Source organism: Alphaproteobacteria bacterium LSUCC0396 (assembly GCA_041228345.1).
In the GTDB taxonomy this organism is placed as follows: Bacteria; Pseudomonadota; Alphaproteobacteria; order Puniceispirillales; family Puniceispirillaceae; genus UBA3439.
The window spans coordinates 1,152,979-1,170,043 of record CP166131.1 but is presented as its reverse complement, the minus strand read 5'-3'; the positions used below and the strand labels follow the sequence as shown (position 1 = coordinate 1,170,043).

The window sequence follows — 17,065 nt, the reverse complement described above, 5'->3', positions numbered from 1 at the left end:
GCTAGCGAAATAATCCGGTATCACAGTTTCAACTAACCCTGCCCAGCAGTGGGCTTCTAGCGCAGTGATCTTATATCAGTCGGCCTTGATCATTTTAACAGCGCGTGTTTCAGTATGAGCGAGGGCTATCGCCATGAAGCCTTAATAACCTCTTTTCCATCGAACAGGATTGAGCAATCATGCAAGATGTATTTATTGCCGGATATTCAGATAAATTGTCGGCAAGGCCTGGCGAGACTATCACATTTTTTGTTTCCAGCCGTGCGGTTTCAGATTTTAAGGCAACATTGCATCGCTCGATTTCGGCAGATCCGAACCCGGATGGGCCCGGCATTGTCGAAGAAGATGCCAGCATTCATTTCAAATCATCGTCTTTCACATCGCGCTATCAGGGGTTTACCCCAGGCTCATTTGCCCAAAGTGCGACCGATCTAGGGGCGCAAATCAACACTGAACTTTCGATAAAATTATGGTTTATGCCGACAATTCTCGTGGCTGCAGACCAAACGTTATTCGCTTGGGGTCATGTTTCGATTATCCTTGATTCAAAGGGTATGATCACTGCCAAATTACCAGGTGGCATGTCGGTTTCTTCATCCGTCTTGGTAAAGTGCAACCAATGGCACAGCCTGGAGCTCAAGGTTTTAGCATCGGGTATGATGGCGCTTGATGTAAAATCTATGATGACTGCAAACGCAAATATTGATGGTGCAAAAAGTGCCCACACAGAATTGGGCAGTGCCCAGATGCTGCCACTTTCAGTGACGGCATCGGTTCGCATCGCGGCAGGATTTGGTGACGCCCCTTGTTGCTTTAATGGGAAAATTGAGGCGCCAGAAATTCTGGTTGACGGCACGTTAATTGCGAAATGGGATTTTGCCCAATCCATATCATCGATGTCGGTTAAGGCCCATACCGGGCCTGATCTTTTATTGAAGAACGCCCCTACGAGGGGGGTCACGGGTCATAAGTGGGACGCAACTGAATTTTGCTGGCGACACAATCCAGACCATTATGCTGCAATCTTGTTCCACGATGACGATATTTATGATTTTGGATGGGACAGAGATTTTGACTTTGTGGTTCCCGATGATATGCCCTCCGGCATATATATTATGCGCATCGAGGCCGAAGGGCATTATGATGCTATGCCGTTTTTTGTGTGTCCACCAATTGGCGAGCGCCGTGCAGATTTATGTGTTCTGGTCTCGACGTTTACCTACACGATCTATGGCAATCATGCCCGCCCTGACTTTGCGCCATCATGGCTTGAAAAGATCAGCGCATGGAATGCCTACCCGAATAACCCCTCCGAATACCGGCATTATGGGCTGTCGACCTACAATAACCATACCGACGGCTCGGGCATTTGCCATGCCTCACATAAACGTGTTCTTTTCAATCTTAGGCCCGGCTATCTAACCTTTGGCGAAGCAACCTGTTCTGGCCTTCGCCATTTTCAGGCAGATAGCCATTTGATCGCATGGTTGCATAATCAGGACATTGCATATGACATTATTACCGATGATGAGCTTGATCGTGACGGTGTGGCCGCCATCTCAGGCTATAAAGCGGTCTTAACCGGAAGCCATCCTGAATATCACACCAGCGCAACACTTGATGCGTTGAAAGATTACCGGGATGACGGTGGGGGGCTTATTTATCTTGGCGGCAATGGATTTTACTGGCGGATTGTGCGCCATTCTGAAGATCCGGCCTTGCTTGAAATCAGGCGGTCTGAAGACGGGTTGCGCGCATGGGCGTCTGAACCAGGGGAATATTATAATGCCTTTGACGGCAGTTACGGTGGCCTTTGGCGGCGCAATGGCCGCCCGCCGCAAAAGCTAGTTGGCATCGGCTTTACCGCGCAGGGAAATTTTGTTGGCATGCCTTATAAGCGTGTTAACTACGACAAAAATATGGACTGGGTTTTTGACGGCATAAATGACGAGTTGCTTGGAGATTTTGGCTTTAGCGGACATGGCGCGGCCGGGTTTGAACTTGATCGGCGCGATGAAAAGCTTGATGAGGGCGAGGATATCATCATTCTTGCGCAATCTTATGACGAGCATAACCGGTTTATTCTTGTTCCAGAAGAAATGTTAACGCATCTAACAAATCTATCAGGTGGCCCCGAAGCTGATGCAAAACGGGCTGATATGGTCTATTTTAAAACATCGAAAGGCGGACAAGTGTTCGCAGTTGGTTCAATCACCTTTTGCGGGTCATTGCCGTGGAACAATTACGATAACAATATTTCAACATTGCTTGGAAATGTTGTGCGTAAATTTGTTGAGCCCTAGGATAAATCAGGCCGGCCAATTGGTGGTAAATCCTGCTCAAGGGCGGCGCCAACACGAAGGCACATCGCTTCATCATGCGCTTTACCGACAATTTGTATGCTGGTTGGCATGCCGTCACTCGAGAGGTTAATTGGCAGCGATAGGCCGCACATTTCCAGAAAATTAAAAGGCCGAGTGAAATAGCCCGGTGATACCGCCTGATCGACATCGGCCAACGCTGGGGCAGTGCTTGTACTGCTTGGCATCACCAGCGCATCAAAACCGCGCATTGCACCATTAAAGGCGGCCATGGTTTCTTTGCGTCGTTGTAAAACACGGAAATAGTCATGGGCGTGATATTGCTCTCCTGATAGCATTCGTGTGCGCACATCTTCATCCATTGGCAAATCCGGGTTTTTGTAGAAATGGCCATGATTATAAAAGGCCTCAACCGCTGTAATCATCCCGTTATCATCGGCCAGGTCGCCGTAGGATACCGGGTTTTGAAACGGTATAATTTCAGCCCCCATTGCGCGTAAACGATCCAAAGCCATATCATAGGATGCAAGCATCTCGTCCGAACATTGCTGACGCTCGCTATCGATAAGGCTGCCAAGGCGCAATCCAGCGACGCCCCTATTCATAACTGCATATAAGCCATCATTATTGTCCATGTCTTGGATGATTTTCCAACCTTCGCGGCCGTCTAACACATCAAACATGATTAGGCAGTCAAGCACCGTCTGGGCGATTGGCCCGGGCGTGTCAAGCGTTTGCGATAGCGGCATGATACCATCCAACGGCAAACGCCCCGCCGTTACCTTCAGGCCAACAAGCCCACAATAGGCAGCCGGCAAACGAATTGATCCGCCTGTGTCACTGCCCATGCCGCAAGGCGCCATACCCGAGGCAACCGCTACCGCCGTTCCCGATGATGACCCTCCCGGAATACGGTGTGTTTCCCTATCCCATGGGTTCATCGGGGTTCCCATTTTCTGATTGGTCCCCCAGCCGCCAAAGGCACATTCAACCGTTTTGGTTTTGCCAAGAATAATCCCGCCAGCGGCTGCCAGCCGTTGAACCATTGTTGCGGTAGTGACGGCGATATTACCAAGCATCGCCGCCGACCCGCAGGTTGTCACCCTGTCTTTTACATTAAAAATGTCTTTCAAGGCATAAGGCACCCCGTAGAATGGTCCTGCAGTAAAGCCCGCAGCCAATGATTTGTCCGCCGCCGCCGCCATTTCTAGTGCCGTATCAGCCCATATGTTTTGATAAGCCCCAAGACGGGGATTTAGTCGTTCTATTTCAGCCAGATAGGCCTGGACTACTATGCTGGGCTTGGTGCTTTTGTTCTGATAGCTTCGATAAAGCCCGTGAATCGTGTTCACCGGATTAAGGGTTTTGGGGTTCGACATCACAAATATCTCATATTCACAATAATAAGGATCAGACCACGGGAAATAGGTTATTGGCGCATTGTTTTCGTAGCTTTCGCAGTTTCCGTAGTTTCAATATTCAAAAATGCCAGTCTTTTCCCGGAACCGCAGCAAGCAATGATTTTGTATAAGCGTCTTTTGGATTTTCGAATAATTCAGCCGTTGGCCCTGTCTCAACAATCTTGCCATATTGCATGACGGCAACGTAATCACAAACCTGTGCCGCGACACGCAAATCATGCGTGATGAACAGCATGGATAAATCCATCTGTTCCCGAATCTCATCCAGAAGTTCAAGAATTTGCGCCTGAATTGAAACATCCAACGCTGAAACTGGCTCATCGGCAACCAGAATATCTGGCCTTAGGGATAATGCTCTTGCAATACCGATACGCTGGCGCTGTCCACCAGAAAACTCATGTGGAAAGCGATCAAATGATCTGCGATCAAGGCCAACAATGTCCAGAAGTTCATAGGCGCGTTTGGAAGCTTCATCCTTATCTTCGCCCTGCAGAATAGGGCCTTGGGAAATGATATCACCAACCCTGATACGTGGGTTCAATGACGCAAACGGGTCCTGAAACACCATCTGTATGCGCTTTCTGAATGGGCGTAGTTCGTTGCGACTTAATTTGGTGATGTCAACATCGCCAAGTTTGATCTGGCCTGCATCGCTATCAATGAGCCGGATTACACAACGTGCCAGAGTGGATTTCCCTGAGCCACTCTCGCCGACCACGCCAAGGGTTTCGCCGCGGCGCAATTCGATTTGCACATTTTGAACGGCCTTAACATCGCGGCTCGGTTTGCCAAAGCCAAAAAAACTTCTACCACCACCGAATGATTTGCAAATGTCTTCGGTTTTCAGGACGACTTCGGCTGCTCTTGATCTTGCTTTGCGTGGCTTTAACCGTGGGATGGCAGCAATTAACGATTTGGTATAGGGGTGTTTTGGTTTTTGCAGAACTTGCTTGGTGGTTCCGGTTTCAACAATCTTGCCATGTTGCATGACAATAACCCGATCAGCTATATCAGCAACAACACCGAAATCATGAGTAATGAATAAAACGCCGGTATCAAGCCGTTTCTGCATATCGCTAATCAACTCGAGTATCTGCGCTTGTGTTGTAACATCAAGGGCCGTTGTTGGCTCATCAGCAATCAAAATTTTGGGGCCAAGTGCCAGTGCCATAGCGATCATTGAGCGCTGCCTTTGACCGCCCGAAAGCTCGTGCGGGTAGGCGTCAATGATCTTCGCAGGGTCGGGCAAATTAACATCAACCAGTAGGCTTAAAGCCTTTTCGACGCGGTCCTTGGCCGACATTGATACATGATACCGAAAAACTTCATCAATTTGAGCGCCAATCGTCATAACTGGATTCAACGCTGTCATGGGTTCTTGGAAAATCATTGAGATTTCACTGCCACGCAATTCACGAAGGCGCTCATAAGTGACTTTGGTTAAATCTTCGTCACCAAAGATAATCTCACCCTTGCCAACACGCACATGCGGTGCCGGCAGCAGACCCATAACGGCACGCGCTGTTAGTGATTTTCCCGACCCACTTTCACCAACAACACAAACGGTCTCACCCGCGTTCAGTTCAAGGTTAATATCCTGAACCGCATACTCCCGGTCAGCACCAGTTGGCAGCAGAATTGAAAGATCATTTATCGAGAGAAGTCTTTTTGTCATTGCCGTTCTTTCAGACGGGGGTTGAGTGCGTCATTCAACCCCTCACCAATCAGGTTAATCGCCAGCACTGTTATCAAAATAGCAACACCAGGAAAGGTGCAAACCCACCAGGCAGACCGCAACATGGTACGACCTGCACCAATCAGAAAGCCCCAGCTCATGACATTTGGATCACCAAGGCCAAGAAAGGCCAGCCCGCTCTCGATCAGAATGGCGGTTGCCACCATCAAAGACCCAACAACAATAATTGGGCTAAGGCAATTTGGCAGGATTTCCCATAGCATAATACGAAGGTCACTCATTCCCAACGTGTGGCATGCTTGTACAAATTCACGATTCTTGACGGCCAAGAATTCGCCTCGAACGAGCCTTGCAACCCCCGGCCATGAAACAACTGCAATCGCAATAACAATACTGCTCATTGACGGTTTCAGAATCGCCACCAGCAAAATGGCAAAAATAAAGGATGGGATTGTCTGAAAAATTTCGGTTACACGCATCAGAATATCGTCAATAAGGCCGCCGAAATAACCGGCAAAGGCACCAAAGAAAATTCCAATAAACACCGAGACAAGCGTGGCAACAAATCCGATCAGCAATGATGTCTTGGCACCATGGACAATACCTGATGCGACGTCACGTCCAAGCGAATCACTGCCAAGAAGAAAACCGTTGGTTAGTGGTTCGGACAGTGGCTTGCCAACCAAACGGAACGGGTCTTCTGGGTACAGAAAGCTTGCTGTTATTGCCATCACGATAATCAGAACGATAACAAATAACCCAAAAACAGCAGCATGGTTTCGCTTATATCGCGTCCAGAAATTTCCCATCTTAATTCACCTCAATTCTGGGATCGAGGAAGCAGTAAATGATGTCGACAATTAGATTCACCACCACGACAAGCATTGAGGATAGCAGGAAGATGCCAAGCAGCAGGTTTAGATCTCGCGCAAATAGCGACTCAAACGCGAGCATTCCTAATCCGGGCCAGGCAAACACAGACTCAACAATGACTGAACCGCCAATTAATGCACCAACCTGAACGCCAGCCATGGTCACAACAGGTAAAAGCGCATTACGCAAAACATGGACATAGGTGATGCGTCGTTCGGTCAGGCCCTTTGCCCGCGCAGTCACGACGTAATCTTGTCCATATTGCTCTAGCATCGAGGCCCGCATCATTCGCGTGTATAACGCCAGATAGAAAAGTGACAAAGTAATCGTCGGTAGAACAAGATGGCGAGCCACATCCACAACATAGTCCCAGCCCTCATAGAAGGCTGCAATATTGGTCATACCACTTGTGGGGAACCATCCAAGATTTAGCGAAAAGACAACGATCATCATTAACCCCACCCAGAATAGTGGCGTCGCGTAGGTGATCAGAGCAAACACGGTAATAACGGCATCTTTCCATGTGTTCAGGCGCATTGCAGCCAGAAGACCCAGCAGAATGCCAAAGCCTACGGCCAGAATAATCGTGCTGGTCATAAGTAAACCGGTGGCAGCAAAGCGGTCAAAGATCAATTCATTGACGGGCATGTCATGTCTAAAAGAATACCCAAGATCAAGGCTTAGAACATTTTTCAGATATACCATCAGCTGCACAGGTAACGGCTGATCCAAACCAAATTTCTTACGCAACTGCGCCATATATTCGGGGGTTGCCGAGCCAGCCTCGCCAGCCAATACGTCAACCGCATCGCCTTCAGCCAAATTCAGAAGAAAGAAGTTGATGACAACGATGGCAAGGATGATTGGTATTCCTTGCAATAATCGTTTGCCAACATATTTAAAAATTTTGGTCGATTTTGTCATTTGGCATACCTATCCGGCAACTCTGGATAAAAAGGTAGACGAATAAATAAATAATACTGGGCCAGACATTAAATTCTGGCCCAGCAAAAATTATGTCTTAGTCGTCAATATAGGCTTCTCTGAATGAGCCATAGGCACCCATTGCAGAGTCGTAAGCACCTTTCAGCTTGGTGTTGTAAACAACCAAGAATTCAAGCTCGAACAAATTCACGACAGGCATGTCATCCGCTAAAATCTGCTGGATTTCTTTATATGTGGCTGTCCGCTTCGCAGCATCTGGCTCACCGGCACCGGCATCAAGCAAAGCATCCAGCTTTGGGTTGCTGTAGCGTGATGAGTTAACAAAATGTGTGCCTTTGCGAATCTGATCCGTGCCATAATGGCGGTGAACACCCAGAACCGGATCTGGCAGCTGGTAGAAATAGTTCACATTCATCTGGAAGTCATAGCGGTGGTAGACACGCTTCAGCCATGTTGGAACATCCTCATACCGCAGATCCAACTGGATACCGATATCGCCGAGTGCCTGCTTCAGATACTCGCCAGCACGGCGCCAGTCCTCACCGTATGGAATAATGTCCAGAACAGCTTTCAAGCGAACGCCGTTGCCGTCACGCTTGTACCCGGCTTTATCAAGAATTGCATTTGCTGCAGCCTTATCGCCCTTTTCAGGGTAATTTGGCATTTCAGCATGTAGGTTTGTTGCCTTGAAGTTACTACTCAATGCACTTGTGGCTGGCTTTCCATACCCAAAGAAAATTGTGTCAATCATAAACCGGCGGTCAATTGCAACTGAAATTGCGCGGCGAATTGCCGGGTCCACAAACGGGCCTTCCTTGGTGTTGAATTCAATCAACGCCATCGGATTGATCATTGAATAACCCTCAGTGGTTACGTCAATGTCATCACGTTCCTTCAGGCGGACGGCATCAATATTTGGGATGGCGTTATAGGCAGCATAGAGAACCTCGCCATTTTCCATTGCAGCTGTGCGGGTTGATGCATCAGGAATGAAGCGACCAACAATCCGGTCAAGATGCGGTAACCCCTTTTGCCAATAGTCCTTGTTCTTGTCTAGGCGGATATACTGACCTTTTTTCCATTCGACAAATTTAAACGGACCGGTGCCGACAGGTTTGTTTGCTAATGGCGCAGCTTTGATGTCCTGGCCCTCTAGAAGATGCTTGGGTACCATTGGAGACTCATAAGCAGAGAATGAGCGCATCATGTATGGGGCAGGCTTTTTTAGGTTAAAAATAGCTGTATGCTCATCAGGCGTATCAATACTGGTTACTTCGCGGAATGAGTTTGGTCCTCGAGGATGCACTTTTTTCAGCACTTCCATGACCGAGAATTGCACATCAGCCGAGGTAAAAGGCTTGCCATCATGCCATTTTACGCCTTTGCGAAGGTTAAAAGTGACGGTTTTACCGTCAGCGCTGGCCTTGTAGCTTTCAGCGAGAATCGGCACCATTGAGCCGTCGTTATTATAGTCAAAAAGCCCTTCATAGACTTTCGGCATTACTAGGCCAATCGGCCCCGAGGTTGATACATAAGATGCTAAAGTTGGCGGTTCGGGCTGAACGAGGAATGATAGGGTGCCACCCGATTTGTCAGCATAGACTGCACCACTCCCAAGCAGGAGGGATCCTGCCATAAATATAGATGTTAGTATCTTTTTCATTTTAATGTCTCCCTGTCTGGACGCTTCTTGTTTAGGGTAGAGCACCCTTCGGTCCTATACCTTTCCAAGGTGAGTTAGAAAGGGCTAAGAGTCAATGATTTGCGACTGGACTAGAAAAATTCACCTCGGGTTTTAATTATCGCATACCGAACCCTCTCCCTATTTGTAGGGCTTAGCGACAATAGATTTTGCAAAGAAGGGTTGTTTTTGCATGATTGGCATGCAGTTTTTGCAGCACAAACCCGATTATCCCACCGCCAGCTTCTCTGATCTTTGCCAAGCATTTAACGCCACGATACTAAAATATAGCAACTTGTCGCGCCAGGAGTACAAGAGCGGAGCCAATCATGTTAATAAAGCTGAACCATTCAATATGCCGCCGCCCACCCATCACGGCGCGGGTCGCTGCCAGCCATCATTGTGCCATTTTCTAATAGTCGAATGCAGGCCACGCTACAGGGGCCAGCAAGCGGAGCCACGATTTTTATGTCATGGCCGCGCTGCTTAAGATCTCTCAACACGTCGCTGTCAATACCGCGCTCTAGAGTCAGGCATGAGTTTCCGTCATGCGGCCAATTGGCTGCTTGATTTGGCTGGGAACTCGTCCATCGAGCAACTTCCACGGCCTGTTGTGGATCAAAGCCATAATCCATCAAGGCGACCGCAACCTGAAAATTGATCTGAACCTGATTATCTGCGCCTGGTGTGCCAAACACCCCCCACAACTTGCCGTTTTGAGTGATGATAGGGGCGTTCATCGTGTGCCTGACACGCTTGCCGGGACGCAGCAAATTGGGGTGTTCATCGTCAAGGTGCCAATATGCCATCCTATTATTGAACAATATACCGGTTTTTGAACCGGTGACACCTGAACCAAACGCACTGTTTATGCTTTGTATTGCAGAAACAGCATTCCCGTCTTTGTCAATGATGCAGAAATACGTGGTATTCGCGGATTTTTGTTGGCCGTGCACCAATGGAATTTTTGATGATATTGACATGTCGATCGTTGCTGCCTTGCTTGACGCATGGTCTTTGCAAAGAAGTTCTCCAACGTTTGTATCTGTAAACCTTGGATCGGTTCCATAGTGCTCACGATCAAGAAAGGCGCGCTTTTTTATCTCTACCATCAGATGAATGAGGTCTGCTGAGCCATAATCAAATTTTGTGATGTCGAATTGTTCGAGGATTTTTAATTCTTGCAGAAATACAAAGCCTGTGGAATTCGGCGGCGTTTGGAAAATCTCAAACCCCCGATATGTTGTGCTGATTGAGCGCTGGGTTTCGGGCTGGAAATTTGCAAAATCTGAGTCAGTGAGCATCAGTCCGCTAGATTGAGCATCCTCACTTAATACTCTTGCAAATGCGCCTCGGTAAAATCCATCTCCACCGTCATCACCTAATTGCCGCAAACTGCTTGCGAGTTGCGGCTGAATAATTTTTGCACCAACGGCCGGGACACTGCCATCATCGGTAAATATTTTTCTGCTGACTGGGTTGGCATTAAGCTTTCCGAGGTTGCCTTCGGCAAATGTCTGGTAGGCGCGGGTGACGAAAAATCCGTTATCTGCAAGCTCAGCCGCAGCGTTACATAACAGTGACCAGCTTTGTGTTCCATGGTTCTGATGAAGCGCCGATAACCCGCCGACAAGACCGGGAGTTGAGGTGCTGAGTGGGCCCGATATTGGAATGCCAGTTTTGGCAAAACAGTCTTTGTTGGCGGCTTCTGGAGCGGGGCCAGTACCGTTGTAAACTATGGTTTGTCCGGTATTGGCCAGCCAGACATGATAAAAGCCATCGCCACCGAGGCCAGACATTGCTGGCTCAACAACCCCGAGTGCCAATGCAACTGCAACTGCAGCATCAAATGCGTTGCCACCTGAACGCAATATGTCAATGCCGATGGCTGTTGCTTGTGGATGGTTGGTCGCAACAGCGCCGTTTTGTCCCATTATTAGGGGGCGGTTTGTTCTAAGATAGTGGTGCAAGGTTTTTTTTAATATTCCTGTTGTTTGATGAATAATCGTTGGCGAATTTCCGATTATCTGATTATTCGATCCTAATTAATAAAAGCGTTTGATCCGGACTATGCAACCTGTTTCTGATGAACGGCAATTGCGCCAAGGTCGCCGTCTTATTTGTCCGTTCGTTCTGGGCTTGAAAACATTTGTTAGCGTGCGTCGCCAATATGCCTGGAACGACTGAAAGCGGTGTTTTTCAGATTCGTAACAGCTAGAGTTTGAAGCCATGTTTTCGCACATGATTGCTAAAGGATATGCGGTCCGTAGTCGAAGTTTGGCGCGCCTTGTCGCGTGACCAGCCATAGTCTTCTGAAAGCCCGTATTTGTCTGCCTGTCGCTGATTTCTATATGGGTTTTTTTGCTGGCGTCGCCAGTCATATTTAGCGATCTCATCAGCCAAAGACGATGCGTCATATCTATTTTTATGCACAATGACCCTCGCCGGCAAGCGGACGCTGATGGCGGGATCATCTTCAGCGTAGCCGAGGCATAGTCCGGCAAGAGGAAAGACGCCATCGGGAAGGGCGCAGAAGTCTGCAAGGCTTTCAGTGATCTCGCGAACTGCACTTATCGGACAGCAGCCCAGCCCTTCCGCTTCAGCCGCAATGATAAAGTTCTGCAAGACAATCGCACTATCCGCTACCGCATTAACAAGCGCATCCAGTGGATCATGTGCAAAGTCGGTATTGTGAAATTCACAAACATCCCGAATGCGCCGACTGTCCCCACAAAACAAGAGAAATACTGGCGCTGAGGAAATCCACGGCATTGCTGGAATGCTACGTTGGATAAAGTCCCTTGCGACGGGTTCATCTAGGTGGATGATCGCCGTTTGCTGCAGGTCAGATTTGCTAGGCGCTGATAGGGCACAAGCATATAAAAGCTGTAAAGTTTCCTCGGCAACCGGGGTATTTTTGAAACGACGGTGAGAACGATGCGCAAGCTGCGTTGCATGGGTTCCACTTGACAAACGGTCTTTGCCGATGTCACTCGGCTCCGCAAATCGTTCACGAATGAGATCGGATATTTTTCTCGGTTCCTTTTCTGCCACCTCTACTATCCTTCATTTGGCTGGTGTCTATATTTACAATTTACTTAAAAGGTCTGCCAATAATGCTAAAAGAATTGGTATAAGTCCAATTTTGGGAACTGTGCAGTCGCACGAATCCGGTTAGCGTACCATTAGGTATTGCTAACGAACACAAGATCATTAAATCTGCTGTAACAAGATGGGGAATAAACATATGCGGCTGACACTTGCAACCTGGGATCATGACAGATGTATGCCGCTGCACAAGGGGCGGGTTTCTATTCCCGGCGTCGAATTTGAAAGTCACATTCTGCCGACCGGCAAGCTCTTTCCGATCGCTGTCCAAGAGGCGCGTTTCGACATTACGGAGCTTTCTATCTCAAGCTATATTTTGCAAGTATCACGCGGCGAGAGTGCTTACACCGCAATACCGGCCTTTGTTAGCCGATCGTTCCGTCATAACGGATTTTATGCGCGTGCTGGAAGTAGTGTTGAAACACTTGCAGATTTGGCCGGGAAACGCATCGGTGTGCCAGAGTATCAAATGACTGCTGCGTTATGGATGCGTGGTCTGCTGTCTGATGAATATGGGGTTAGTCCGGCTGGCATCCAATGGCGCACAGGTGCGCTAGATACCGGTGTGCGACATGAGCGATTATCACTTGATCTGCCCGAAGGTATGGTCGTCGAGGCGATTAGGGATGGTGAAACCCTGCAGGACCTCTTGCTGCGTGGCGATATAGATGCGTTGTTTGCCCCCAACCCTCCGAGCGCGTTCCTCGATGGCAATCCTGAAATTGTGCGTATCGTCAAAGATTTTGGTTCAGCTGAACGGGCATATCATAAAAAAACAGGTTTTTTCCCAATCATGCACCTCATTGCTGTACGCAAGTCACTGGTTGATAAGAACCCTGATCTTCCGGTTGCGTTATTGGGCGCATTCACCGAGGCGCGCAACATTGCGATGCAAGACCTGCGTGAGGTCTGGCTGGGATCTGCCAATAGGCTATCCCTGCCTTGGCTGAACGAAGCGATGGAGAAAACTATGTCTGCAATGGGCCCAGATTATTGGCCCTATGGCTATGCGCAAAACCAAAAAGAACTCGAGACTGCCTGCAGATACTCAATGGAACAATATTTGGCTGCCCGCCTTGTTGCGCCTGAAGAGTTGTTCCCGGCCTGTGTGATGGACGCAGGTTAATCGCACCATTGCAACTTGAAAAATTTTCGGAATGCAGAATACTAGTTTTATGAACAATGCTCTTCATTCGGCTATTCAGGGTCTTTGCGAACTTCCACAGCAGCTGCGCTGGAGCTATCTTCCACCTCTTATGGTTTATCTCGCCGCTGGGGTTTCTGGCCTGACTGCGATTGTGGGCACTTTTTTTATCAAGGATTATTTGAATCTGTCTGCTGCATTTCTGGCCAGCCTTGGCTTTTGGGCGGGCTTGCCGTGGGCGTTAAAAATGCCGCTTGGACATCTGGTCGATTTGATTTGGAACTATAAAGCCTATTTGGTCGGGCTTGGCGCGGCGGTAATTGCGGCTAGCCTTTTGATCATGTACGGGCTGATTGGCCATACCGGCTTTATGGACAGCATCATGCCGGTTGAAACATGGTTTATAACCAGTGTTATTTTGGGGCCGGTTGGCTATGTTATTCAGGATGTTGTGGCCGATGCGATGACGGTTGAGGCGGTTCCTGAACAGGACAAAAATGGTAATGGTATCGCCCCGGACCAGTTAAAAATCATGCATACCACGATGCAGACACTTGGTCGGTTTGCTATTATTGGTGGCACAGTTTTGGTTTCACTTGCCAATGTAATTATGTTTGCTGATGTCGATAGCCTTGATGCCGCTGCCCGGATTGATCTTTATGCTAATATCTATCTTTATGCGTTGATCATTCCGGTGATTTCGATTGCCGGGGTCGGTTTAGCACGCTTGCAACATGCCTATCGAAATGCCCGAGCACGACAACCATATTACACCACAGCAAGCCCGCATCAACGGCCCGAGATCAACTGGTCAATTCTGCTTGGCAGTCTGGTCTTTGTGGTGTTTTCAGTAAGTGTTGGTACATCGGGTATCAGGCATGCACAGGAAATTGTCTTTGCCGGATCAGTGGGTATTATCTTGTTTTTAATGAACCGGCTGGTGCGCTTTCTAACGCCTGAAAAACGGCTAATGATTGTTGGAACAGCGATCATTATTTTTACCTTCCGGGCAATGCCAAGCCCGGGGCCGGGACTGACATGGTTTGAAATTGACCAGCTTTTTTTCAATGAACAATTCCTGTCCATTCTTTCTCTTATTGCATCAATTCTGACCCTTGCTGGCATTATCCTGTTGCGCCCGTTTATGGCGAATAATTCGATTGCCCGCATTGTTGTTATCCTATCCATTGCCGGTGCCGCGCTTTTTCTGCCCAGTATTGGTATGTATTATGGCCTGCATGAATGGACCGCCACTTTTAGCGGCGGCATTGTTGATGCGAAATTTATTGCGATTATCAATACCGCTGTTGAATCCCCGCTCGGGCAGGTCTCGATGATACCCCTTCTAGCCTGGATTGCGCGGAATGCTCCGGTCCATATGAAGGCAACATTTTTTGCTGTTTTTGCGTCATTTACCAATCTGGCGCTTTCGGCGAGTGCGCTTGCCACCAAATATCTGAACGAGGCCTTTGTTATCACACGAGAGGTTAAAGACAAACTAAGTGATGCGATTGTCACCACGGCCGACTATTCCGAATTAGGCATGCTGCTCATCACGGTTTTGCTTATCACCCTTGTGGTGCCTATTGGCATGGTTATTGTTGTTCAGAATAGCCGTTTTAAAACAATTGATTAGGGATATGGTGCGCCGAGAATACTACCAAAGCTCTGTGGTGTATTACCCCGCCCCAGCGTTTTAGATGTTGGCCTGTACGATATTAGAACGGTCAAATGGCGGGTTTTTGTGGTTTATTGTGGATTAGCATTTGTCGGGTCAAGCATCGCTGGGGTGCCCGGGCGAACGCTGGATTAAAGGATGATCTTCTATGTTGACAACAATATCGGGTCAAAGGCTCAGCAAATTTTGCTTTGGTACCATGCAATTTGGACAGGGAAGTGATCGTAAACAATCACAAGAGCTCTATGCACAATGCAGGCATGTTGGGATAAACCATTTTGACACGGCGCATGCCTATACCAAGGGGCTGTCTGAGACATGGCTTGGAGAATTTTTAAAAAATGAGAGGGATAATGTGTTTATATCCAGTAAAGTTGGATACACAGGCGGTAGCGAACCAGAAAATTTGTCAAAACAACTTGAAGAAAGTCTCAGTCGTTTAGGCCAAGATATGGTCGATATGTTGTATCTTCACAGGTTTGACCCAGACACACCGCTTGAAAAAACACTAAACTGGTTTGCGGAGCAAATCAAACAACAGCGTATTCGTCACGTTGGCGTCTCTAATTTTGCCGCGTGGCAAATCACCAAAGCGCAATTCATCGGTCAACAACTCGGTGCTCACATATCAGCCGTGCAACCAATGTATAGTCTTGTCAAACGGCAAGCCGAGGTAGAGATATTCCCTGCCTGTGATGATTTTGATATCGAATGTTTCTCCTATTCACCACTCGGTGCCGGCCTCTTGACTGGTAAATATGCATCAAAAGGCATCAAAGGGCGACTTGCCGACGATGCCCGTTATGCCAAAAGATATGGCGCTTCTGAGATGCATGCCAGCGCAAAAGCGTTACATGAAATTAGCAAACGATATAATGTTTCATCCGCCACTCTTGCTGTCGCTTGGGTCTTACAGTCACCATATCGCACTACTCCAATTGTCTCGGGTAGAACAAGTGAACAACTATCCCCAGTGATAGACGCACTTGATTTTGATATGTCAGAGGACCTGCTGGCTGAAATTAATGCAGTTTCAGCCAAGCCTGCACCAGCAACAGATCGATTAGAAGAACAAGCTTAGGAGTTCCTTCTTTACGCAACTGTGAGATGCAACTTGAAAAAACGAGACATGCGTTCTCTCCATGAGAGTTTGTGGCTAGTTCAATTAAGGCAAACCAAAGGTGTAATATTTTTGGAGACCTTTATGTTACAAAATTTTTAAATGGTTATTTGTATTTTTCTTCATATTAGTAGTTTGCGAAGAGTAATTAAGATTAGAGCTAAAGAGCTGTAAGAAATTTGTATAGATACTGAAATATTTTCTTAACGTTAGCGATGTAGCGGTAAGCCTCAATTTTTTTTTGAGAGGCTCACTCGATGCATATCCAAAACCTTATCAAAACTTTTGGAGATGTTACTGCCGTCGACAACGTATCATTTCAAATAAATCAGCCCCAAATGATAGGCATTATTGGTCGTTCGGGTGCTGGCAAATCAACGTTGCTGCGGATCATTAACCGTCTTGAGACAGCAAGCTCTGGCAGTATTGTGGTCGACGAAAAAAATGTATTAACGCTTAAGGGGCGTCAAAAGCGCGACTGGCAGCGCAATTGTGCGATGATTTTTCAACAATTCAACCTTGTGCCACGCCTTGATGTTCTTACCAATGTCATTCTGGGTCGGTCGAATCAGCTTCCGCTTATGCGGTCTCTTTTGAAATTATTTACTCCTGAAGAGCGATACGAAGCGCTCGATTATTTGAATCGCTTTGGACTTGCAGAAATCGCGCTACAGCGAGCCGAAACGCTATCTGGGGGGCAGCAGCAAAGAGTAGCAATTTGCCGCGCCATGATGCAGCGCCCGCAGATGCTCCTCGCTGACGAGCCGATTGCTTCTCTGGATCCGTTGAACGCACGGCTTGTTATGGAAGCTCTTGCAAATATTAGCAAGAGAGAGTCAATCAGTGTTGTTTGTAATCTTCATACACTGGACACCGCGCGCCACTATTGTGACCGAGTGATTGGTATGCGTGATGGCCAAATTGTTTTTGACGATATACCCGAAAGATTAACTGATGCGGTCGCTCGTGAGATCTATGGCGCAGAGGCTGATGAAGCCTTTGAGGCATCTGTTACCTCTACCTCATTGGGTGAAAACCCAATTCGGCAGGCTGTTTAAGGCCAAAATCTCTGAAAAAA

The 17,065-nt window shown here is 47.8% G+C and carries 12 protein-coding genes; 5 read left to right on the top strand and 7 right to left on the bottom strand.

Translation table 11 applies throughout. The features are described 5' to 3' along the window. The first annotated feature begins 179 nt into the window (after window positions 1-179). Window positions 180-2,303, top strand: a complete 2,124-nt coding sequence (locus AB8881_05700; GenBank protein XDZ64375.1) for a N,N-dimethylformamidase beta subunit family domain-containing protein — start codon at window positions 180-182, stop codon at window positions 2,301-2,303. Here AB8881_05700 and AB8881_05695 read toward each other — a convergent pair. The 7 genes from AB8881_05695 to AB8881_05665 all read right to left on the bottom strand — a co-directional run bounded on the left by AB8881_05695 (window position 2,300) and on the right by AB8881_05665 (window position 11,991). Further along, window positions 2,300-3,700 carry an amidase gene (locus tag AB8881_05695; protein XDZ64374.1) on the bottom strand — a complete coding sequence of 467 codons (1,401 nt, stop codon included), beginning with the start codon at window positions 3,698-3,700 and terminating at the stop codon, window positions 2,300-2,302. The two genes, AB8881_05700 and AB8881_05695, sit on opposite strands and share 4 nt — an antisense overlap. Window positions 3,701-3,800: 100 nt before the next feature. Next, window positions 3,801-5,417, bottom strand: coding sequence for an ABC transporter ATP-binding protein (locus tag AB8881_05690; protein XDZ64373.1), 1,617 nt, complete (start codon window positions 5,415-5,417; stop codon window positions 3,801-3,803). After that, window positions 5,414-6,247 (bottom strand): ABC transporter permease, encoded by an 834-nt coding sequence (locus tag AB8881_05685; protein XDZ64372.1) that lies wholly within the window; start codon window positions 6,245-6,247, stop codon window positions 5,414-5,416. The genes AB8881_05690 and AB8881_05685 overlap by 4 nt, the downstream gene beginning before the upstream one ends. A gap of 1 nt (window position 6,248) precedes the next feature. Then, a complete protein-coding gene (locus AB8881_05680) occupies window positions 6,249-7,235 on the bottom strand; it encodes an ABC transporter permease (protein ID XDZ64371.1) in 987 nt (328 codons plus the stop codon). A 97-nt stretch (window positions 7,236-7,332) separates the two neighbouring features. Continuing rightward, window positions 7,333-8,919 carry an ABC transporter substrate-binding protein gene (locus AB8881_05675; GenBank protein ID XDZ64370.1) on the bottom strand — a complete coding sequence of 529 codons (1,587 nt, stop codon included), beginning with the start codon at window positions 8,917-8,919 and terminating at the stop codon, window positions 7,333-7,335. Between the two features lie 368 nt (window positions 8,920-9,287). Continuing rightward, a complete protein-coding gene (ggt, locus tag AB8881_05670; GenBank protein ID XDZ64369.1) occupies window positions 9,288-10,871 on the bottom strand; it encodes a gamma-glutamyltransferase in 1,584 nt (527 codons plus the stop codon). 280 nt (window positions 10,872-11,151) lie between these two features. Beyond that, the gene (locus tag AB8881_05665) at window positions 11,152-11,991 is read right to left on the bottom strand and encodes a nitroreductase family protein (protein XDZ64368.1); all 840 of its coding nucleotides are present in this window, start codon (window positions 11,989-11,991) and stop codon (window positions 11,152-11,154) included. A gap of 193 nt (window positions 11,992-12,184) precedes the next feature. Between AB8881_05665 and AB8881_05660 the strand changes: the two genes are divergently transcribed. From AB8881_05660 to phnC, 4 genes are all read left to right on the top strand, one after another. Then, window positions 12,185-13,171, top strand: a complete 987-nt coding sequence (locus AB8881_05660) for an ABC transporter substrate-binding protein (protein XDZ64367.1) — start codon at window positions 12,185-12,187, stop codon at window positions 13,169-13,171. 49 nt (window positions 13,172-13,220) lie between these two features. After that, window positions 13,221-14,825: a hypothetical protein gene (locus AB8881_05655; GenBank protein XDZ64366.1), complete on the top strand. Its 1,605-nt coding sequence runs from the start codon at window positions 13,221-13,223 to the stop codon at window positions 14,823-14,825. Between the two features lie 190 nt (window positions 14,826-15,015). Further along, window positions 15,016-15,948 (top strand): aldo/keto reductase, encoded by a 933-nt coding sequence (locus tag AB8881_05650; protein XDZ64365.1) that lies wholly within the window; start codon window positions 15,016-15,018, stop codon window positions 15,946-15,948. A gap of 296 nt (window positions 15,949-16,244) precedes the next feature. Further along, window positions 16,245-17,045 carry a phosphonate ABC transporter ATP-binding protein gene (gene phnC / locus AB8881_05645; GenBank protein ID XDZ64364.1) on the top strand — a complete coding sequence of 267 codons (801 nt, stop codon included), beginning with the start codon at window positions 16,245-16,247 and terminating at the stop codon, window positions 17,043-17,045. Window positions 17,046-17,065: the final 20 nt, after the last annotated feature.